Annotated in this window: 17 protein-coding genes; 11 read left to right on the forward strand and 6 right to left on the reverse strand. The window is 73.5% G+C overall.

Features of this window, described 5'->3' with window-relative positions; translation table 11 throughout:
• Nucleotides 1-126: 126 nt before the first annotated feature.
• Nucleotides 127-1,368 carry an arginine deiminase gene (locus OG946_RS29995; protein WP_326799086.1) on the forward strand — a complete coding sequence of 414 codons (1,242 nt, stop codon included), beginning with the start codon at nucleotides 127-129 and terminating at the stop codon, nucleotides 1,366-1,368.
• Between the two features lie 95 nt (nucleotides 1,369-1,463).
• On the opposite strand, the gene OG946_RS30000 is transcribed toward OG946_RS29995, so the two are convergent.
• Both OG946_RS30000 and OG946_RS30005 read right to left on the reverse strand, forming a co-directional pair.
• On the reverse strand, nucleotides 1,464-2,216 hold the full coding sequence (locus OG946_RS30000) for an SDR family NAD(P)-dependent oxidoreductase (RefSeq protein WP_326799087.1): 753 nt from the start codon (nucleotides 2,214-2,216) through the stop codon (nucleotides 1,464-1,466).
• 140 nt (nucleotides 2,217-2,356) lie between these two features.
• Nucleotides 2,357-2,749, reverse strand: a complete 393-nt coding sequence (locus OG946_RS30005) for an ester cyclase (RefSeq protein ID WP_326799088.1) — start codon at nucleotides 2,747-2,749, stop codon at nucleotides 2,357-2,359.
• A gap of 138 nt (nucleotides 2,750-2,887) precedes the next feature.
• Between OG946_RS30005 and OG946_RS30010 the strand changes: the two genes are divergently transcribed.
• The 4 genes from OG946_RS30010 to OG946_RS30025 all read left to right on the forward strand — a co-directional run bounded on the left by OG946_RS30010 (nucleotide 2,888) and on the right by OG946_RS30025 (nucleotide 8,277).
• Entirely contained in the window at nucleotides 2,888-3,838 is a 951-nt protein-coding gene (locus tag OG946_RS30010; RefSeq protein WP_326799089.1) for an AraC family transcriptional regulator, read from the forward strand.
• A gap of 143 nt (nucleotides 3,839-3,981) precedes the next feature.
• A complete protein-coding gene (argF, locus tag OG946_RS30015; RefSeq protein ID WP_326799090.1) occupies nucleotides 3,982-4,980 on the forward strand; it encodes an ornithine carbamoyltransferase in 999 nt (332 codons plus the stop codon).
• A gap of 163 nt (nucleotides 4,981-5,143) precedes the next feature.
• The gene (locus OG946_RS30020) at nucleotides 5,144-5,971 is read left to right on the forward strand and encodes an enoyl-CoA hydratase family protein (RefSeq protein ID WP_326799091.1); all 828 of its coding nucleotides are present in this window, start codon (nucleotides 5,144-5,146) and stop codon (nucleotides 5,969-5,971) included.
• Between the two features lie 5 nt (nucleotides 5,972-5,976).
• Nucleotides 5,977-8,277 (forward strand): bifunctional salicylyl-CoA 5-hydroxylase/oxidoreductase, encoded by a 2,301-nt coding sequence (locus OG946_RS30025; protein ID WP_326799092.1) that lies wholly within the window; start codon nucleotides 5,977-5,979, stop codon nucleotides 8,275-8,277.
• Between the two features lie 48 nt (nucleotides 8,278-8,325).
• Here OG946_RS30025 and OG946_RS30030 read toward each other — a convergent pair whose 3' ends face one another.
• From OG946_RS30030 to OG946_RS30045, 4 genes are all read right to left on the reverse strand, one after another.
• Nucleotides 8,326-9,777 (reverse strand): catalase, encoded by a 1,452-nt coding sequence (locus OG946_RS30030; RefSeq protein ID WP_326799093.1) that lies wholly within the window; start codon nucleotides 9,775-9,777, stop codon nucleotides 8,326-8,328.
• A gap of 31 nt (nucleotides 9,778-9,808) precedes the next feature.
• Nucleotides 9,809-10,636, reverse strand: coding sequence for an alpha/beta fold hydrolase (locus OG946_RS30035; RefSeq protein ID WP_326799094.1), 828 nt, complete (start codon nucleotides 10,634-10,636; stop codon nucleotides 9,809-9,811).
• Nucleotides 10,637-10,839: 203 nt separating this feature from the next.
• Nucleotides 10,840-11,688: a PaaX family transcriptional regulator gene (locus tag OG946_RS30040; RefSeq protein ID WP_326799095.1), complete on the reverse strand. Its 849-nt coding sequence runs from the start codon at nucleotides 11,686-11,688 to the stop codon at nucleotides 10,840-10,842.
• A gap of 9 nt (nucleotides 11,689-11,697) precedes the next feature.
• A complete protein-coding gene (locus tag OG946_RS30045; RefSeq protein ID WP_326799096.1) occupies nucleotides 11,698-13,335 on the reverse strand; it encodes an AMP-binding protein in 1,638 nt (545 codons plus the stop codon).
• A gap of 373 nt (nucleotides 13,336-13,708) precedes the next feature.
• Between OG946_RS30045 and OG946_RS30050 the strand changes: the two genes are divergently transcribed.
• The 6 genes from OG946_RS30050 (at nucleotide 13,709) to OG946_RS30075 (ending at nucleotide 21,036) form a co-directional block, all read left to right on the forward strand.
• The gene (locus tag OG946_RS30050; RefSeq protein ID WP_326799097.1) at nucleotides 13,709-14,896 is read left to right on the forward strand and encodes an acyl-CoA dehydrogenase family protein; all 1,188 of its coding nucleotides are present in this window, start codon (nucleotides 13,709-13,711) and stop codon (nucleotides 14,894-14,896) included.
• 93 nt (nucleotides 14,897-14,989) lie between these two features.
• Complete coding sequence (locus tag OG946_RS30055; protein WP_326799098.1) at nucleotides 14,990-15,388, forward strand: RidA family protein; 399 nt, start codon at nucleotides 14,990-14,992, stop codon at nucleotides 15,386-15,388.
• 154 nt (nucleotides 15,389-15,542) lie between these two features.
• Entirely contained in the window at nucleotides 15,543-16,436 is an 894-nt protein-coding gene (locus OG946_RS30060; protein WP_326799099.1) for a hypothetical protein, read from the forward strand.
• 36 nt (nucleotides 16,437-16,472) lie between these two features.
• Nucleotides 16,473-18,521 (forward strand): ATP-binding protein, encoded by a 2,049-nt coding sequence (locus OG946_RS30065; RefSeq protein WP_326799100.1) that lies wholly within the window; start codon nucleotides 16,473-16,475, stop codon nucleotides 18,519-18,521.
• Nucleotides 18,508-20,124 carry a hypothetical protein gene (locus OG946_RS30070; protein ID WP_326799101.1) on the forward strand — a complete coding sequence of 539 codons (1,617 nt, stop codon included), beginning with the start codon at nucleotides 18,508-18,510 and terminating at the stop codon, nucleotides 20,122-20,124. Before OG946_RS30065 ends, OG946_RS30070 begins: the two co-directional genes overlap by 14 nt.
• A gap of 87 nt (nucleotides 20,125-20,211) precedes the next feature.
• The gene (locus OG946_RS30075) at nucleotides 20,212-21,036 is read left to right on the forward strand and encodes an SAM-dependent methyltransferase (protein WP_326799102.1); all 825 of its coding nucleotides are present in this window, start codon (nucleotides 20,212-20,214) and stop codon (nucleotides 21,034-21,036) included.
• Nucleotides 21,037-21,126: the final 90 nt, after the last annotated feature.

Consider the following 21,126-nt stretch of genomic DNA (forward strand, 5'->3'; position numbering starts at 1 on the left):
CGCGCACCACCACCGCGGGCCCGCCACACCCCCGCCCGGAAGCCCGCCCCCGCCCCGCCCCCGCCCCGCTCCCGTCACTGATCCCGAACCGCTGCCCCGCGTCGCCCCGCGTGGCAGTCTGATCTCATGCCAGCGCCCTCATTCCGCGTCGACTCCGAGGCCGGTCGCCTGCGCCGCGTGATACTCCACCGGCCGGACATGGAGCTGAAGCGGCTCACGCCCCGCAACAAGGACGCCCTCCTCTTCGACGACGTGCTCTGGGTCCGCCGGGCCCGCGAGGAGCACGACGGCTTCGCCGACGTGCTGCGCGACCGCGGCGTGCAGGTGCACCTCTTCGGCGACCTGCTCGCCGAGACCCTGAACCTCCCCGAGGCGCGGGCGCTGGTCCTCGACCGGGTCTTCGACGAGAAGGAGTACGGGCCGCTCGCCACCGAGAAGCTCCGGTCCACCTTCGAGTCCATGGACTCCGCTGCGCTCGTGGAGGCGCTGGTCGGCGGGATGACGAAGCGGGAGTACCTGGACGGGTTCGCCGAGCCCGCGTCGGTGCGTTTCCACGTGATGGACCCGGACGACTTCCTCCTCGGCCCGCTGCCGAACCACCTGTTCACCCGGGACACCTCCTGCTGGGTCTACGACGGGGTGTCGATCAACGCGATGCGCTGGCCGGCCCGGCAGCGCGAGACGGTCCACTTCGAGGCGATCTACAAGCACCACCCGCTGTTCGCGGGACCGCGGTCGGGCGGGTTCCACGTCTGGTCCGGCGGCCAGGAGGACTACCCGTCTACCATCGAGGGCGGCGACGTGCTGGTCATCGGCAACGGCGCCGTGCTCATCGGGATGAGCGAGCGCACCACGCCGCAGGCGGTGGAGCTGCTGGCGCGCGGGCTGTTCGCGGCGGGCTCCGCGCGGACGATCGTCGCGCTGGACATGCCGAAGGCGCGGGCGTTCATGCACCTCGACACGGTGATGACGATGATCGACGGCGACACGTTCACGCAGTACGCGGGCCTGGGCATGCTGCGCTCGTACACGATCGAGCCCGGCTCGGGCAGCGACGATCTGAAGGTCACCGACCATCCGCCGGAGCACATGCACAACGCCATCGCCGCCGCGCTGGGCCTGGACGGGATCCGGGTGCTGACGGCGACGCAGGACGTGCATGCCGCGGAGCGGGAGCAGTGGGACGACGGCTGCAACGTGCTGGCGGTGGAGCCGGGCGTGGTGGTGGCATACGAGCGGAACTCGACCACGAACACGTTCCTGCGCAAGCAGGGGATCGAGGTGATCGAGATCCGCGGCAGCGAGCTGGGCCGGGGCCGGGGCGGCCCGCGGTGCATGAGCTGCCCCGTCGAGCGCGACCCGGTCTAGACCCGGACGCGGCCCCCGTCCGGGCGCGGCCCGGCCCGGACGGCAGCGGCATGGCACCAGGGCGCTGCGGATGCCACCCACCGTGTGGTGCGTGCTCAGATCTGGTTCGTGCCTCCGTCCACGTAGAGGTTCGCGCCGACGACGTAGCTGCTCTGCTCCGAGGCCAGGAAGGCCACGACCGCGGCGGCCTCCTCGGGCCGGCCCATGCGGCCCTTGGCCACGGTCGCGGCGACGTTCTCCTTGACGGCCCGGGCGGTCTCCTCGTCGCCGAAGGCGGCGGTGCCCCCGGGGGTCTCGATCCATGCCGGCGAGACGACGTTGACCCGGATGCCGCGGTCCTTCAGCTCGTTGGACCACGTCCGCGCGAAGGACCGGACCGCCGCCTTCGACGCCGCGTACGCGCCGAACGCCTCCACTCCGCGGTCGCCGGCGGTCGAGCCGACCAGGACGACCGAGGCCCCGTCGTTGAGCAGCGGCAGCGCCTTCCGCACGGTGAAGAGCGTCCCCCTGACGTTGACCGCGAAGGTCTGGTCGAAGTGCTCCTCGGTGGTCTGCTCCAGCGTCACGAACGTGCCGATCGCCGCGTTCGCCACGAGCACGTCAAGACCCTCGCCCCGGGCCCGGACCGCGTCGTAGAGCCGGTCCAGGTCGGCCATCGTGGCGATGTCGCCGGGCACCGCCGTGGCCCGGTCGGTTCCGATGGTCTTGACGGCGGCCTCCAGCTCGGCCTCGCGCCGCCCGGTGACGAACACGTGCGCCCCCTCGTCCGCCAGCCGTACGGCGGTGGCCAGACCGATACCGGTGCTGCCCCCGGTGACCACCGCGGTCTTGCCTTCGAGCTGTCCCATGTGGGTGTCTCCCTCACTGTCTCGATGCCGATCCGTTCGACTTCGATACTGCGGGAGCAGCGGCGTACGATCCATAATGCAGAGTCCAGACTTCTTTATGCATCGTCCAGGAGGCGTCGTCGGTGCCGGGAGCTCGGGATTCAGCCCGCGAGCTGCTTCTTCAGGGCCTCGGCGTCGTGGACGTTGGACATCTGGACGAACTTCCCGTCACGGATCCGGTAAAGGGCGAACTCGTCGATCTCGATACGAGCGCCAGTGGGGGCCACCCCGAGCCACTCCTTGGTGGGGGTGCCGTGGTTGACGGAGTGGCAGGCCAGGGTTTCGCCGTGGATTGCCACCTCCTTGATCTCCCAGTACATGTCGGGAACCGCGTCGGTGATGCTCTTGAGTGCCGCGACGACGTCCGCGCGAGTGGCCGGCTCGCCGTGCGAGAGGATGGACTCGTCGACGAACTCGTCCATGCGGTCGAACTCATGCGCGTTGAGCGCCTCGCAGTAGCGGTCGTAGAACTCGCGAATGTCGAAGTCGGACATGGCTGCCTTCCTCGCCCGGTGTCCGGGCTGTGCTCGTGTGCTCCCTTTTCACCTGCGACATCGATACTGCGGGATGAGTGGAGTACGATCCATGATGCAGAGTCCGGACTTCATTACGTATCGTCCAGGAGGTGTGCGGTGCTCGGATTCAGGGATCCCGTGGCCGACGCGATCGGCCTGCTCCGGCCCCGCACGGTCATCGGGCCCAGCCTCCGGGCCACGGAGGAGTGGGCGCTGCGCTTCGAGCCGTTCCTGCACGTGCGGGTCGGCGGCCTCGTGCGCGGCACCTGCTGGCTCATCCTCGAAGGGCACGAGCCGGTGCTCCTGCGGGCGGGCGACACCTTCATGCTGGGCAACCCCCCGCCCTACGTGCTCGCTTCCTCGCTCGACGCCCGCCCGCGCCCGGCGGAGCCCGTACTGGCGGGTGCGGAAGACGGGTTCGTGCGGATCGGGCCGGAGTCCGAGGAGGACCTCTACCTCTGCGTCGGGCACATCGGGTTCGACGAGCGGAACGCGGCGCTCCTGACCGATCTCCTGCCGCCGCTCGTGATCGTCCGCGTGGCCGATCCCCACGGCAGCCGGCTCGCGCAACTGATCGATCTCCTGGCCACCGAGGTCGGCGTCACCGCCGCCGGCGGCCCGCTGGTGCAGAACCACCTCGCGCAGATCCTGCTCGTGCACATGCTGCGCGCCCACGCCGGCCAGACGGACCGGCCCACCGGCTGGCTGGGTGCCCTCAACGATGACGGCATCGGTGCCGCGCTGCGCGCCGTGCACGCGGACGTGGCCCACTCCTGGAGCCTCAGGGAACTCGCCGAGATCAGCCACATGTCGCGTTCCGCGTTCGCCCAGGCATTCAAGAGCCACGTCGGGGTCCCCCCGCTGGAGTACCTGATCCAGTGGCGCATGAGCCTCGCCCGCGACGCCCTCGCCCGGGACACGATGTCGATCTCCGAGCTCGCACGGGCCACGGGCTACCTGTCCGAGAGCGCGTTCAGCACCGCGTTCCGCCGCGTGGTCGGCTCGTCGCCCGCACAGTTCCGGAACCGGGCACGGCAGCCGGCGCGCTCGGCCGCGAACGGAAGCTGACGGAAGCCGAACGAGGCGTCCTGTGCACCACCGCCGGCGACGCGGGTACGCGTCATAAGCGCGACGGTAGTACTGGACCGCGCCCACCAGCCGGTCTGTATAGTGATGCGTTCGCACGCATAGAGTCTCAGGAGCGCGGAACCATGGCGATAGACCTCACCGGCCGGACCTTCGTCAAGGAGCTGGACTACACCGCCGAGGAGCTGCACCACCTCCTGGCGCTGGCCGCCGAGCTGAAGGCGGCGAAGCGGGCGGGCGCCGAGCGGCAGCGGCTGGCCGGGAAGAACGTCGCGCTGGTCTTCGAGAAGACCTCGACGCGCACCCGCGCCGCGTTCGAGGTCGCGGCGGCGGACCAGGGCGCGTCGACCACGTACATGGACCCGGCCGGCTCGCAGCTCGGCCACAAGGAGTCGGTGAAGGACACCGCGCGGGTGCTGGGGCGGATGTTCGACGCCATCCAGTACCGCGGCGCCGCCCAGTCGGCCGTCGAGGAGCTGGCCGCGTACGCGGGCGTGCCCGTCTACAACGGCCTGACCGACGAGTGGCACCCCACGCAGATGCTCGCCGACGTGCTCACGATGGCCGAGCACCGCCCGGGCCCGGTCGGGGAGATCGCGTACGCCTACCTCGGCGACGCCCGCTTCAACATGGGCAACTCCTACCTCGTCACCGCCGCCCTGCTCGGCATGGACGTGCGCATCGTCGCGCCCGAGGCGTACTGGCCCGCCGACGCCGTCGTCGCCGGGGCCCGCCGGCTCGCCGCCGCCTCCGGCGCGCGGATCACCCTCACCGCCGACGTCGCCGAGGGCGTGGCCGGCGCCGACTTCGTCGCCACCGACGTGTGGGTCTCGATGGGCGAGCCCCAGGAGGTGTGGGACGAGCGGATCGCGGCGCTGCGCCCGTACGCGGTGACGACGGACGTGCTGCGCGCCACCGGCAACCCGGACGTGAAGTTCCTGCACTGCCTGCCCGCCTTCCACGACCTCGGCACGGCCGTCGGCCGGGAGATCCACGCGCGGCACGGGCTGACGTCGCTGGAGGTCACCGACGAGGTCTTCGAGTCTGCGCACTCCGTCGTCTTCGACGAGGCGGAGAACCGGATGCACACCATCAAGGCGCTCATGGTCGCCACCCTGGGCTGACGCCCGCCGCCCCGCCCCGCCGGACTCCCGCTCCCCGGGGCCGTTCGGCGGGACCCGTGTGCCCCGGTCCCGTATCGCGCGGTCGTGACGACAGTCACGTACGAGTGATAACTTCGGCTTACCGCCACCGCCCGCCACCGTCTGCAGACAGGGGCCGCGCACGATGAGCCCGTTCACCGGATCCGCCGGCCGCACCGAGCAGTGGGAGCACCTGCGGGTCACAGAAGACGACGGCGTCCTCACCGTCACGCTCGACCGCCCCGAGAAGCTCAACGCGCTGACCTTCGAGGCGTACGCGGACCTCCGCGACCTGATCGCCGAGCTGGCCCGCACCGGCGGCACCCGCGCGCTCGTCCTCGCCGGCGCGGGCCGGGGCTTCTGCTCCGGCGGCGACGTCGACGAGATCATCGGCGCCACCCTGGCCATGGACACCGGCCGGCTGCTGGACTTCAACCGCATGACGGGACAGGTCGTACGGGCCCTGCGCGAAGCCCCGTTCCCGGTGGTCGCGGCCGTGCACGGGGTCGCCGCAGGCGCCGGCGCCGTCCTCGCGCTCGCCGCCGACTTCCGCGTCGCCGACCACTCCGCGCGCTTCGCGTTCCTCTTCACCCGCGTCGGCCTCTCCGGCGGCGACATGGGCGCCGCCTACCTGCTGCCCCGCGTCGTCGGCCTCGGCCACGCCACCCGGCTGCTGATGCTCGGCGACGCCGTGCGCGCCACCGAGGCAGAACGCATCGGCCTCCTCAGCGAACTCGCCGACGAGGGCCGTGCCGACGAGGCCGCCCAGGCGCTGGCCCGCCGCCTCGCCGCCGGGCCCACGCTCGCGTACGCGCAGACCAAGGCGCTGCTCACCGCCGAGCTCGACATGCCGCTGGCCGCCGCCGTCGAGATGGACGCCGCCACCCAGGCGCTGCTGATGAACAGCGCCGACTACGCCGAGTTCCACGCCGCGTTCACCGCCAAGCGGCCCCCCGCCTGGCAGGGGCGCTGAGCGCCGTGCGGGCCGCGGTCATCGGCGGCGGGCCCGGCGGGCTGTACGCCGCGGCGCTCCTCAAGCGGCTCGACCCCGCCCGCGCGGTCACCGTCTACGAGCGCAACGCACCGGACAGCACGTACGGCTTCGGCGTCGTGCTCTCCGACGAGACCCTCGGCGGCATCGAGCACGCCGACCCCGCCGTCTACGCCGCGCTGCAACGGGAGTTCGTGCGCTGGGACGACATCGACATCGTCCACCGCGGCACCGTGCAGCGCTCCGGCGGCCACGGCTTCGCCGCCCTCGGCCGCCGCCGGCTGCTCGCGGTGCTCCAGCAGCGCTGCCGCGACCTCGGCGTCGGCCTGCGGTTCCGTACCGAGGCGCCGCCCGCCGCCGAACTCGCCCGCAGCCACGACCTCGTCGTCGGCGCCGACGGCGTCAACAGCGCCACCCGCGAGGCGCACGCCGAGGTCTTCCGCCCCCGGATCGCCGGACACCGCTGCCGGTACGTGTGGCTGTCCGCGCCGTTCGCGTTCGACGCCTTCCGCTTCGAGATCGTCGAGACCGACGCGGGCGTCATGCAGTTGCACGGCTACCCGTACGCCGTCTCGCCGGAGGAAGCCTCCACCGTCATCGTCGAGATGCGCGAGGAGGTCTGGCGGCGCGCCGGGCTCGACGCCTGCGGCGAGGAGGAGACGGCCAAGCGGTGCGCCGCGTACTTCGCCGACGCGCTCGGCGGCCGGCCGCTGACGGGCAACCGCTCGCAGTGGACGGCGTTCCGCACGGTCGTCAACGACCGCTGGTGGCACGAGCCTTCGCCCGGCGGCGGCGCCGTCGTCCTCCTCGGCGACGCCGCCCACACCGCGCACTTCTCCGTCGGCTCCGGCACCAAACTCGCCGTCGAGGACGCCCTCGCGCTCGCCGCGTGCGTCGAGGAGCAGCCGGACGTGCCGGCCGCGCTCGCCGCGTACGAGGCCGAGCGCAAACCCGTCGTCGCCTCCACCCAGCGCGCCGCGCACGCCAGCCGCGAGTGGTTCGAGGACCTGGCGCGCCATCTCGGCCGCCCGCCGCGGCAGTTCGCGTTCGACCTGCTGACCCGCAGCCGCCGTATCACCCACGACAACCTGCGGCTGCGCGACCCCGGCTTCGTCGCCGCCGTGGAGCGCGAGGCGGGGGTGGCGGAGGGCACGCCGCCGATGTTCACGCCGTACACCCTCGGGGGCCTGACGCTGCGCAACCGCGTCGTGTGCTCGCCGATGGACATGTACGTCGCCGAGGACGGCCTGCCCGGCGACTTCCACCTCGTCCACCTCGGCGCCCGCGCACTGGGCGGCGCCGGTCTGGTGATGACCGAGATGGTCTGCGTCAGTCCCCGCGGCCGCATCACCCCCGGCTGCACCGGACTGTGGTCGGACGAGCAGGAGGCCGGCTGGCGGCGCGTCGTCGACTTCGTCCGCGGCCACGCGCCCGGCGCCGCGCTCGGCATCCAGCTCGGCCACTCCGGCCGCAAGGGCTCCACGAAGCTGATGTGGGAGGGCATCGACGAACCGCTGCCCGAGGGCAACTGGCCCGTCGTCGCCCCCTCCCCGCTGCCGTACCGCGCGGGCCTGAACCAGACGCCGCGCGCGCTCGACCGCGCCGGAATGGACGCGATCCGCGAGGAGTTCGCCGCCGCCGCGCACCGCGCCGCCCGCGCCGGGTTCGACCTGCTGGAGCTGCACTGCGCGCACGGCTACCTGCTGTCCGGCTTCCTCTCCCCGCTGACCAACCGCCGCACCGACGCCTACGGCGGCGACCTCGACGCCCGGCTGCGCTACCCGCTGGAGGTCTTCGACGCGGTACGGGCCGCGTGGCCCGCCGACCGCCCCGTGACCGTACGGATCTCCGCCACCGACTGGGCCGAGGGCGGCACGACCGCGGCCGACGCGGTCGCGGTCGCCCGCGCGTTCGCCGCCCACGGCGCGGCGGCGATCGACGTCTCCACGGGCCAGGTCGTCGCCGACGAGCAGCCGGCGTTCGGCCGCTCGTACCAGACGCCGTACGCCGACCGGATCCGCGCGGAGACGGGGATCCCGGTGATCGCGGTCGGGGCGATCTCCTCGTGGGACGACGTCAACTCCCTGATCCTCGCCGGCCGCGCCGACCTGTGCGCCCTGGCCCGCCCCCACCTCTACGACCCGCACTGGACCCTGCACGCCGCCGCCGAGCAGGGCTACACAGGACCGGGTGCCCCGTGGCCCGCCCCGTACCGCGCGGGCAGCCGCAGGCCGCCGACGGGGCGCACCGACGGGCCGAAGCCGCGGCTGACGCTGGACGGCGGCTGAGCGCGGGCTGCCGGCGGGGCCGGTGTGCCCCGTCCGCCGCGGGGGGCGTCAGCGCTGCCGGACGCCGGCGGCGACCCGGTCGCCGGTGCGCAGGTCGACGCTGCGCCAGTACGCGACCGCTCGCTGCAGCACGGGCTGGCTGACGCCGTTCAGCAGGTGCCGGGTGATGTTGCCGACCAGGCGGTCGCGGGCGGCGTCGTCCATGACGTCGCGCACCAGCGTGCCCGGCTGGCCGAAGTCGTCGTCGTCCGCGTGCAGCGTGTAGGCGGCGCGGACCATCTCCGCGGTGTCCACCGTCCAGCGCGGCGGGTGGTTGGAGCGCTCCTCGTCGGCGGCCGGGCCGCCGTAGGAGTTGGGCGCGTAGGGGCGGGCCACGTTGGGCGGGTGGTAGCGCATCGCGCCGTCCTTGGCGTACGAACGGACCTCGGTCTCCGACTGGTTGGGCGGCAGTTGCGCGTAGTTGGTGCCGATGCGGTAGCGGTGGGTGTCGGCGTAGGAGAAGAGCCTGGCCTGGAGCATCTTGTCCGGCGACGGGCCGATGCCGGGCACCAGGTTGCTGGGTTCGAAAGCGGCCTGCTCGATGTGGACGAAGTAGTCCTCGGGGTTGGTGTCGAGCGTCATCCGGCCGACCTCGGTCAGCGGGTAGTCGCCGTGCGGGACGACCTTGGTGACGTCGAAGATGTTGAAGCGGTAGTCCGGCGCGTCGTCGTACGGGATCGCCTGCACGTACAGCGTCCACGACGGCGCCTCGCCGCGGGCGATGGCCTCGGCCAGGTCGCGGCGGTGGAAGTCGGCGTCCTCGCCGGCCAGCGCGGCGGCGTCGGCGTCGGTGAGGTACCCGACGCCCTGGTCGGTCTTGAAGTGGTACTTGATCCAGGTGCGCTTGCCGGCGGCGTTGGTCCACAGGTAGGTGTGGGAGCTGTAGCCGTTCATGTGCCGGTACGTCCTGGGGATGCCGCGATCGCCCATCAGGTACGTCACCTGGTGCGCCGACTCCGGCGAGAGCGTCCAGTAGTCCCACTGCATGTCGTTGTCGCGCAGGCTGGAGTCGAGGGTGCGCTTCTGCGAGCGGATGAAGTCCTGGAACTTGCTGGGGTCGCGCATGAAGAAGACCGGCGTGTTGTTGCCCACCATGTCGTACACGCCGTCGCGGGTGTAGAACTTCAGCGCGAAGCCGCGCGGGTCCCGCCAGGTGTCGGGGCTGCCCTGCTCACCCGCGACGGTCGAGAAGCGGGCCAGCATCCGGGTGCGGCGGCCGGGCTGGAAGACGTCGGCCCTCGTCAGCTCGCTGACGTCGCCCGTGACCTGGAAGGTCCCGTACGCCCCCGAGCCCTTGGCGTGCACCACCCGCTCGGGGACGCGCTCGCGGTTGAACTGGGCCATCTTCTCGATCAGATAGCTGTCCTGGAGGAGGATCGGGCCGTCGGCGCCGACGCTGAGCGAGTACTGGTCGCTCTCGACGGGGGCGCCGGTGTTGTCGGTGCTGCTCGGGTCGCTCATCGCGCTGCTCCGGGTGGGGGGTTCGGGGGCGTCACTTCTGCAGGAACGCCAGCAGGTCCTGGTTGAACTTCTCCTTGAAGCCCGGCACGAGGGCGATGCCGTGGCTGCCGCCCTCGTAGACCTTCAGCTCGGCGTCCCGGACGATCTCGGCGGTCTTGCGGGCGGTGGCGTCGATCGGCACGATCTGGTCGTCGTCGCCGTGGACGACGAGGGTCGGGACGTCGAACTTCGCGAGGTCCTCGTGGAAGTCGGTGGCCGCGAAGGCGTCGACGCAGGCGACTCCGCCTTCGAGGGTCTCGGCCATGGCCATGTGCCAGAAGGCGTCCTTGTTGCCCTGGGTCGCCTTGGTGCCTTCGCGGTTCGCGGAGAAGAAGCCGACGGCCGTCTCCTTCCAGAACTGCGAGCGCTCGTGGAGGATCCCGGCCTTGATGTCGTCGAAGACCTTCTGCGGCACGCCCTCGGGATTGTCCGGGCCCTGGAGCATCAGCGGCGGGATCGCCGAGAGCAGCACCGCGGAACGCACCCGCCCGGTGCCGTGCCTGCCGATGTAGCGGGCCAGCTCACCGCCGCCCATGGAATGTGCCACCAGAGTGACGTCCCGCAGGTCCAGATCGGTGAGCAGATCGTTCAGGTCGTCGGCGAAGGTGTCGAAGTCGTACCCGTCGAAGACCGGCGTGGACCGACCGTGCCCCCGCCGGTCGTGCGCGATGCCGCGGAAGCCGGCGTCGGCCACGGCCTTGAGCTGGTCCTGCCAGGCGTCGCCGTTCAGCGGCCAGCCGTGGATGAACACCACGGGGCGCCCCGTGCCCCAGTCCTTGTAGAAGATGTCGACACCGTCGCGCGTCGTGCAAACCGGCATGTCCGGATTTCCCTTCCCGCGGGAGCAGCCGAGGGCGGACCGCCGCCCGGCGATTCGGAGAGGCATGACGAGAGGATCGCGCGGCCGCGAAGACGCGCGGCAGCACCGCATTCATCTTCGCCACGCCACCGAACCCCCGCAATTCGGGCATGGCCGGTGCGGGGGATGCGGGGGTTCAGCCGCTCATCGCGCCGGCCGGCCGGTCACGGCGCGTGCAGGGTGGCGCGGACGAACCGCGACGCGGGGGCTCGCAGGCGGTCGTCCAGGGCCGCGAAGACCGCCGCCGCGCGGGCGCCCGGCCAGTCCTGGGGCAGGACCTCGGGGGGCAGGCCCGGGTCGGCGTAGGGGAGGTGGCGCCAGGTGTCGAGGGCCAGGAGGTAGTCGCGGTACGCGTCCGGGCCCGCCGTCCGCTCCGCCCTCTGCTCCGCCGCCGGGCCGGCGGACCACCTGGCCAGCACCGGCTCGTGGGCGTCCAGGAACGCCTCGTGCAGCTTCGCCGTGGCCGGGAGGTCCCACCACCGCGCCACCGCCTCCGGCGTCGGCGTGAAGCCCTCGTGGGTGCCGCGGAAGAGGTCGACGTACGCGGCGAGTTCCAGGCGGCGCAGCGTGTGCCGGGTCTCCTCCGCGACGTGCGCCGGGGCGATCCACACGCCCGGGGCCGCCTGCCCGAAGCCCAGCCGGGCCAGCCGGGAGCGCAGTAGATGGCGCTTCCGGCGTTCCGACTCCGGCACGGAGAAGACCGCCAGCAGCCAGTCGCCGGGGCCCGCCGGGGCCTCCCGGCGGTAGATGCGGCGGTCGCCGTCGTCGAGGAGGGTGCGGGCGGACGGTGACAGGGCGTACGCGGCCTCCCCTTCGTGCCGTACGGGCACCAGCAGCCCGCGCCGCTTGAGCCGGGAGACCGCGGAGCGCACCGCGGGCGCGTCCACGCCCACCGCGCCCAGCAGCCGGATCAGCGCCGCCACGGGCACGCGCCCGGAGCCCGCGTCCTCGCCGCGGCCGAACGCGCCGTAGAAGCTGACGATCAGGGACCGCGGGGTTCGTTCGGCTGGCACTCGATCACTCTAGCGATTCCCGGCCGGCCGCCCGGCCTGCTCCTCCCGCAGCCGGTAGCGCTGCAGCTTCCCCGTCGGCGTCCGCGGCAGCGCGTCCGTGAAGAGGATCTCCTTCGGGCACTTGTACGGCGTGATCTCGCCCTTCGTGAACTCCCGCAGCGCCGCCTCCGTCTCAGGACCCCGCACCACGCCCTCGCGCAGCACCGCGTACGCCACCACCACCGTGCCCCGCTCCGCGTCAGGACGGCCCACGACCGCCGCCTCCCGCACGTCCGGGTGGCGCAGCAGCGCGTCCTCGACCTCGGGTCCCGCGATGTTGTACCCGGCCGAGATGATCATGTCGTCCGCACGCGCCACATACCGGAAGTACCCGTCGGGCTCGCGCACATACGTGTCGCCGGTGAGGTTCCAGCCGCCCCGCACGTACTCCTGCTGCCGCTCGTCGGCCAGATACCGGCACCCCGTGGGCCCGCGTACCGCCAGCAGCCCCGGCTCCCCGTCCGGCACCTCGGCCCCGGCCGCGTCCACGATCCGCGCCTCGTACCCGGGCACCGGCACGCCCGTCGTCCCCGGGCGGGCGTCGTCGTCGGCGGCGGAGATGAAGATGTGCAGCATCTCGGTGGCGCCGATGCCGTTGATGATCCGCAGCCCGGTGCGCTCGCGCCACTCCTGCCAGGTGGCCGCCGGCAGGTTCTCGCCCGCGGACACGCAGCGGCGCAGCGAGCCGATGTCGTACCCGCCGAGCTTGTCGAGCATCGCCCGGTACGCGGTCGGCGCGGTGAACAGCACCGACACCCGGTGCTCCGCGACCGCGGGCAGCAGCCGGTCGGGCCCGGCCTGCTCCAGCAGCAGCGCCGAGGCGCCGGCCCGCATCGGGAAGACCACGAGGCCGCCGAGGCCGAAGGTGAAGCCCAGCGGCGGGCTGCCCGCGAACACGTCGTCGGGGAGGGGCTTCAGCACGTGCGCGGAGAAGGTGTCGGCGATGGCCAGCACGTCGCGGTGGAAGTGGACGCAGCCCTTGGGCCGGCCGGTGGTGCCGGACGTGAAGGCGATGAGCGCGACGTCGTCCCCGGAGGTCTCCACGGGGGCGTACGTGTCGGGTCTGGCGTCGGCGAGGCGCAGAAGGTCGCCGGGCTCCCCGCCGCCGTACGGCACCACCGTCAGATCCGCCACCTCCGCCCGGGTCAGGTCGTCGAGCGCACGGGCGTCGCACAGCGCGTGCCGTATCCGCGCGATCTCGCAGATGCCCCGCAGCTCGTGGGCGCGCTGCGCGGCCAGCACGGTGACGGCGACCGCGCCCGCCTTCATGACGGCAAGCCAGCAGGCCACCAGCCAGGGCGTGGTGGGCCCGCGCAGCAGCACGCGGTTGCCGGGCAGCACGCCGAGGTCGTCGGTCAGCACGTGCGCGATCCGGTCGGTGCGGCGCTGCAGTTCGCCGTACGTCCACGACTCGCCGGCCGCGGTGTGGAGGGCGGGGCGGCCGGCGCCGAACCGCTCGACGGTGGCGTCGAGCAGCTCCGCACCGCAGTTGAGCCGGTCGGGGTAGCGCAGGCCGGGGAGCGGGAAGACCAGGTCCGGCCACTGCCCGGGCGGCGGGAGGTGGTCGCGGGCGAAGGTGTCGGCGTGGGCGGAAGGCTTGAGCTGCATGGCGTACGCCCCCTAGGGCCTGTCGTCGATCTCGCGTCGTTCGCCCGTAGGGCGGGCGGCGCGGCGTCTGGTGCGTGCGATCGCAAGGCGGAGGGTCGTCCGCATAGTGGGCCTATTCGGTCGGTCCCGACAACGCAGCGAGCGTGCGTGCCAGGCTCCCCCACAGCGCGCTGCGCGCACGTGGGCGGTACCCCCAGCCGCAGACGGGAGATCGACGACAGGCCCTAGGTCTGCCCTGCGGTACCCCAAGGAGCGTAGCGTTGGCGTGACGACAGTCAACAGTCCGCGATAACCCGCCGGGGCGGGCCCGTACGCGCACCGGACGCGCCTTGGCCGCGCACCGGACGCCGCGCCGCCGGGAGAGGAGCACCGCATGGCGCAGCAGCAGCCGTCGCAGCCGCACCAGCAGCCGCCGCCGCAGCCCTTCGCGCTCGACCCCGGGCTCCAGGCGTGGTGCGCCGAGCTGCGCGCGTTCGCCGCGCGGCGGCTGCGCCCGCTGGCCGCGGCGGGCGCGCCAGGACGGGTCAACCGGCCGCTCCTCGCCGCCCTCGGCGCCCCGGGCGACGACGGCGAACCCGGCCTGCTGACGCGGGTGTTCCCCGCCGCCGGGCCGGTCTCGGCGCTCACGCTCTGCCTGCTGCGCGAGTCGCTGGCCCGCGAGTGCACCGAGGCCGAGACGGCGCTCGCGCTCCAGGGGCTCGGCGCGTACCCCGTCGTGCAGGCCGGGACGCCCGAGCAGCGGGAGCGCTGGCTGCCGGAGGTGACGGCGGGGCGCGCCGTCGCCGCCTTCGCGCTGACGGAGCCGGAGGCGGGCTCCGACGCGGCGGCGCTGCGGCTGGCCGCCGAGCCGGACGGGCCGGGGCGCTGGCGGCTGACCGGCGAGAAGAAGTGGATCTCCAACGCCCCGGAGGCCGACGTCGCCACCGTCTTCGCCCGCACCACGCCGGACGCCGGCGCCCGCGGCGTCACCGCCTTCCTCGTGCCCGCCGGCCGCCCCGGGCTGACCGGCGAACCGCTCACCATGCTCAGCCCGCACCCCATCGGCACCCTGCGCTTCGACGGCGTCCCCGTCACCGCCGCCGACGTGCTCGGCGAGGTCGACGGCGGCTTCCGTACCGCGATGGCGACGCTCAACCTCTTCCGCCCCTCCGTCGGCGCGTTCGCCGTCGGCATGGCGCAGGCGGCGCTCGACGCGGCACTGGACCACGCAGGGCGGCGGGAGGCGTTCGGCGGGCCGCTGAAGGACCTGCAGTCCGTCGCGCACTCCCTCGCCGAGACGGCCACCCGCGTCGAGGCGGCCCGGCTGCTGGTGTACGCGGCGGCCTCGGCGTACGACGCGGGTGCGCCGGACGTCGCCCGGCGGGCGGCGATGGCGAAGCTGCTGGCCACGGAGACCGCGCAGGCGGCCGTCGACGCGGCGGTGCAGATCCACGGTGCCCGGGCGTTGGAGGCCGGGCATCTGCTGGAGCACCTGTACCGCGAGGTGCGCGCACCGCGCATCTACGAGGGGGCGACGGAGGTGCAGCGGAGCATCATCGCCAAGGAGCTGTACCGCCGTTGACCCGCGGGCGTACGGCCCCGGGCCACCGGCGCCGTACGCCTCCCGACCGCCCCGCAGGAACCGCCGCAGAACCACCGAAGGGACTCCGCCGCCGTGTCCGTCCACCGCGTCAACCCCGCCTCCCTCGCCCGCCCCTCCGGCTTCTGCCACGCCGTCATGGCGACCGGCTCCAGCCTCGTCTTCCTCGCCGGCCAGACCGCCCTCGACGGCGCCGGCCGAGTGGTCGGCAACACCCTCCCCGCCCAGTTCGAGCAGGCCCTCGGCAACCTCCTCACCGCGCTCGGCGCGTGCGCGGGGGAGCCCGACCACCTCACCCGCGTCACCGTCTACGCCACCGACCCCGAGGACTACCGCGCCCACGCCGCGGAACTGGGCCGCATCTGGCGCCGGCTGGCCGGCGACACGTACCCGGCGATGGCCCTCATCGGCGTCACCCGGCTCTGGGACACCGAGGCGCTGGTCGAGCTGGACGGCATCGCGGTGCTGCCGTGACACGGCCCGGAACCGCCCGCGCAGGTCGCGGTCCTGCTACGAGACGGCCGCAGTGCGGCCACCGCACACCGCTACGAACTGGTGACCGGCGGGCATCGTAGGTAGATTCATGCGCACCCCCAACCGCCGCACGCAGAACAGAGGTTGCGCATCGATGGCACACGGCAGGACAGAGCTCGGCCGCTACGAGGCGCGCCTGCTCCTGTGGCTGCTGCATGAGTCCGGCCACCGCCCCGACGTGCCCGTGCGCACCGCCGCCTTCGGCCTGGAGCAGAACAAGCCGCCCCTCGGCGTCTCCGCCGTCATCGCCGCGCTGGCGGACCGCGGCCTGGTGGACGTCCACCGCTGGCCCGAGCACACCCCCGCCGACACCTCCCTGCGCCCGGAGGGCCACCGGCGCGCGCTGCGCCTGGAGCGCGAGCGCCGCGACCCCGGGGCGCGCCAGGAGTACGCCGAGAACGCGGTGCTGCGCTGGGCGTTCGAGCACCGCGGCGACGAGGCGCTGCTGCTGCGCGACTTCTTCGTGGCCGACCACGTCTTCTTCCACGGCGACGCCCTCCGGGCCGGCGAAGTCCTCGCCGCGGCCCGCTCGTTACGGGCCGCGGGGCTGCTGGGCCTCACCGGCGACGGCATCGACGGGGACGTGGTCACCGGGCGGGCCGAGCTGACCGAGCGCGGGCTGGACTGCGGCCACGCGGGCACCGGCCTCGCCGAGTTCCTGCGCCAGGAGCGCGAGCGGCAGTCCACGTACCGCATCGACACGATCCAGGGCCCGGTCACCTTCATCAGCAACAGCACCGTCACCTACGCCGGCACGCTCGCCGACGAACTCGCCGGCCTGGGCCCCCGGCTCGGCCTCGACGAGGAGCGGCTGCGGCACCTGCTGCGGCAGGGGGACGAACTGCGCCGCGCGGCCGAGGAGGGCCGGCCGGGACGGCTGCGGGCGCTCGTCGACCGGATCCGCGAGGAGCTGACGAGCGCCCCTGACACCACAGGACGCCAACTGCTGCTCGACATGGCACGACAGGTCGGCGGCATGCTCGGGTAGCCGGGACGCCGTCGCGCAACGGGAGGGAAGCGGAGCTTGACCCTGTACGGACGTGATGCCGTGCTGCGCGAACTGGTGCCCCGCATGGTGGGGTTGCACCACACGAAGCGGAAGGCCGTACGGCAGGAGCCGCGCGGCGAGGTGCCCACCGTGCTCCTCCACGGGGGCCACGGCAGCGGCCGCACCGCCGTGCTGGACGCGCTGCGCGAGGCGTACGCCGACCGTGTCCCGGTCGCCGCCGTCGACTGCGCCGGCGTCCGCGACGACGACGCCGCCGTCTCCCACACCTCGCCCGTCGCCGAGCTGCTGACCGGCCTGGCCCGCGGCCTGAGCGCGCACTGCCCCGGCTTCGGACGGCTGCGGCTGCCCCGGCTGCTCACCGGCCTGGTGGCAGTCAGCGCCTGGCACCGCGGCGAGCTGGACGAGCAGGCGTGCGCCCGCGAGCGCGTCGAGGCGCTGCTCACCGACTGCGGGCTGGAGAAGAACCCGGAGCGGGCCCGCAACTGGCCCGGCGACGTCCTCGACCGCATCGGCGGCTGGGGCACCGACGAGCTGGGACCGGTCGCGGCCGCGAGCGTCCAGCTCTTCACCGACCGGTACCTCGGCTTCCGGGAGAACCGGGCGGTGCGCCAGTGGTACGAGGGGCTGGCGGACGTACCCACCTCGCAGCAGGACGACAACCACGTGCTCACCGCGCTGTGCCGCGCCTTCCACCTCGGCGAGGGCATGCGGCGCCGCATCGAGGTCCACCTGGTCGAGGCGCTGCTGGAGGACCTGCGGGCCGCGTACACGGGATGGCGCCACCTCAACGCCGCGCCCCGCCCGCTGGCCCTCCTCGACAACGTCCACACCGCCGCCGGCACCGAGCTGCTCGACCTGCTGCTCGCCCGGCGCGTCACCGCGGCCGAGCGGCCCGACCCGCTGGTCGTGGTCGCCGCCACGCTCGGGGAGCCGCGCGGCGACCGGTACGCCGGCGCGGCCCGCTGGACCGCCGCGAACGTCCCCGGGCTGCGCGAATGGCGCCGCGGCGGCGAGCCGGGCGACCCGGCCGCCGGGCTCGTCACCCTGCTGCTGCCGCCGCTGGATTCCGACGAGCTGCTGTCGATGATGCACGTCGGCGAGGAGCGGGCGGTGCGCCAGGAAGTGGCCCGCGCCGTGCACCGGTTCACCGGCGGCAGCCCGCTGGGCTGCCGGATCTTCTACGACGCCCTCGACGCCGCGCCGGAGCCCGCGGCCGTCGAGCCGCACGAGCTGACGCGGCTGCGGCTCGCGGGGGAGCACGTGACGGAGCTGATGCTCGCCGCGCTCGTCCCCGACGCGGGGCTCAGCTCGTACCTCGTGCTGCTGTCCGTCGCGCAGGACGCCGCCGCGGCCCGGGCGCTGGCCGCCGCGTACCTGACCAGGGACCACCAGGCAGGTGCCGTCGAGGAGGCACGCAGCCACCTGCGCGACGAGCGGTGGCCGCAGCCCGGGCGCCCCTTCGTCGGCGACGACTTCCTGCGCGCCGTCCTCGTCGACGAGCTGCGCCGCCGCCCGGCGGACGCCACGGACCCGCCGCAGCCCTGGCCGGAGCTGCACGAGCTGCTGCAACGGCACCACGAGGACCGCGGCGAGCACGCCACCGCCCGGCACCACGAACTGGCCGCGGGCCGATCCGCCGAGCCCGCCCGCTGGCTCGCCGAGACCCTCCACGGGCCCGCCACCGACCGCTGGCTCACCGACCTGTGGCACATCGCCCGCGCCCCGCACCCGCCCGACCCCGCCTGGGCCGACGTGTGCCGGGCGACGGCGTCGGGGGAGCGGGACGGCACGCTGGCCGGCGCCGACTCCGTCGCGCGGTCCGTCAACCGGCTGCTGCACGCCGTCTGGTACGCCGCCGACCCCCTGTCCGTACCCGACGCGCACCTGCGCGGCCGGATCGGGCGGGAGCTGGACTTCCTGTCGTTCGAGCACCCCACCGGCGGCAGGGCGCTGTACGCCGCGTCGCAGGACTGGCCGGCGGCGCTCAAGGAACCGCGCACACCGGACTCGGCCGTGGAACGCCGCGAGGGCGGCGAGGAGGGGAGGGGCCATGCCATTCCTTAGCCGGCCGCTGGGCCGCGCCGAGAAGGCGATCCTGGGGGTGCTGACCGTCGCCGCGATCACCGCGGCCACCGTGCTGGTGGTCCTCGGCCTCGGCGGCGAGGGGGCGTGCGGCGACGGGCTCGTGGAGTCGGCGAACGGCGAGGAGTGCGTCGGCGTCGCCGACGCCACCGCCGCGTCGCCGGCCTTCGCGCCGGGCGCGGACGGTCCTGACGAGCGGATTGCGGACCTCGTACGGCAGATCGGCGCGGAGAACGAGCGGGTCCGCGCGGGCTGGGAGGACGACGACAGCTCCGCCCGCGAACCGTACGTGCGCGTCGGGCTCATGATGCCGTTCAACGCCACCGAGTCCAGCGCCATGACCCCCGAGGTCGTCCAGAACACCCTCGCCGGCGTGCTGACCGCGCAGCTCGCGGCCAACCGCGGCCAGGGCGTCAACTACCAGCTCCTGCTGGCCAACGTCGGCAAGGACCTCTCGCAGTGGCGGCCGGCCGTCGACGCGCTCGCCGCCCTCACCACCGGCAAGGCGCCGACCAGGGAGGACTCCCCGCTCGTCGGCGTGGTCGGCCTGCCCAACAGCGAGCGGGACACCGAGGACGCGGCCGTCGCGCTGTCCAGGGCCGACATACCGGCCGTCAGCGGCGTGCTCAGCTCACCGGAGATCAGCGCCGACACCCTGTTCAAGTCCGCGCCGTCCAACACCGAGTCCGTCGCCGCGCTCGCCGACTACCTCGAAGGGCACCCGGGCGCCAGGCCCGGCAAGCCCTCCGGCTACCTCGTGTGGGACTCGCGCAAGGAGGACGACTACGTCGCCAACACCCGCGACAACATGCGCGACGCGTTCGGCGAGGAGTACCAGTTGGAGAACCGCAGCTCCTCCTTCGTCGGCATCATGGGCGACTACAAGGGCGCGCCGCGCCGCTTCTCCCCGGCCGCGCGGGGGATATGCCGGCTGGAGGCCGACACGGTCTTCTACGCCGGCCGCGACTCCGATCTGCCGTATCTCATCACCCAGTTGTCCGACGAGCCGGAGTGCGACGACTTCGACGCCGAGATCCGCATCCTGCGGGTGGCGACCGGCCTGCCCGAGGGGCTGACGAACGAGCAGGTACGGGCCGACATGGCCGAGGCCCGCGTCGTCACCGTCGGCGCCTCGGCGACGGACGCGCCCTCGTGGCGGGCGGGGGACGGCGCCGACGAGCGCTTCACCACCTTCGCCACCGGGTTCGCGAAGGTCAGCGGGCTGCCGGGGGAGGCGCTCGACGACGGGTACGCGATCATGCACCACGACGCCTTCACCGTCCTCGCCCAGGCCGTCGGCACCGCGCTCGACGACCTGAACCGGCCGGACGGGGGCGAGTCCGACCGGCTGCCGTCCAAGCTGGACGTCTACAACACCATCACCAACATGAAGGTGGTCGCGGGCGGCGACCCGTGCCAGGACTGCGTGCACGGCGCCAGCGGGCAGTTCGGCTTCGACGTGGAGAAGGACAACTGGCCGGTGTGCAAGCCGGTCCCGGTGATCGAGTACCCGCGCCCGGAGGACGCGGACCGGCCGCGGCTGTACCGGACGTTCCAGGGGCAGGACGGCACGTGCCCGGCCTGACGGTCCGTCCGGACGGTCCGGCCTGACGACCGCGTACGACGACCGCGTACGACGACGGCATACGACGAGAAAGGTGCACCGCACACCATGAACCCCTTACCCGGCGACGCCGAGCCCGAGATCGACCTGCACACCGACCGCCCGCACTCCGCGCGGGTCTACGACTACCTCCTCGGCGGCAAGGACAACTTCGCCCCCGACCGCGCCGCGGGCGACGCCTCGGTGCGCGCCTGGCCCAGCCTGCCGACCTCCATGAAGCAGACCCGCGTCTTCATGCACCGGGTCACCAGGACGCTGGCCCGCGACTACGGCGTACGGCAGTTCCTGGACATCGGCACCGGCATACCGACACCGCCGAACCTCCACGAGGTGGCCCAGGAGGTCGCCCCGGAGTGCCGGGTGGTGTACGTGGACAACGACCCCATCGTCCTCGCCCACGCCCGCGCGCTGCTGCAGAGCACCGAGCAGGGCAGGACCGGCTACATCCAGGCCGACCTGCGCGACCCCGAGTCCATCCTCGGCGACCCCCAACTGCGCAAGGTGCTCGACCTCGACCGGCCGGTCGCGCTGTCGCTCATCGCCATCGTCCACTTCATCCTCGACGAGGACGACCCGCAGGGCATCGTCGCCCGGCTGCTGGGCGCGCTGGCCCCGGGCAGCTTCCTGGCGCTGACCGTCTTCACCGGCGACACCGACCCGGAGCGCGTCGCGGGCGTCGGCCGCGAGTACAACGAGCGCGGCATCCCGCTGCAGATCCGCGACCGGGCCGAGGCGGAGCGGTTCTTCGCGGGCCTGGAGCCGATCGACCCGGGCGTGACCCTGGTCCACCACTGGCGGCCGGACGGCATCGGCGAGTCGGTGCCGAACTCGCACATCGCGATGTACGGCGGCGTGGCCCGCAAGCCGGTCTGACCCGACCGGGTCAACCCTTGCGGTACCACCGGGGGCGCGGCGGGGCGGCCCCCGTCCCGTACCCGACACGGGTGAGCACCTCGGCGGAGC

Origin of the sequence: Streptomyces sp. NBC_01808 (genome assembly GCF_035917395.1) — a bacterium.
In the GTDB taxonomy this organism is placed as follows: Bacteria; Actinomycetota; Actinomycetes; order Streptomycetales; family Streptomycetaceae; genus Streptomyces.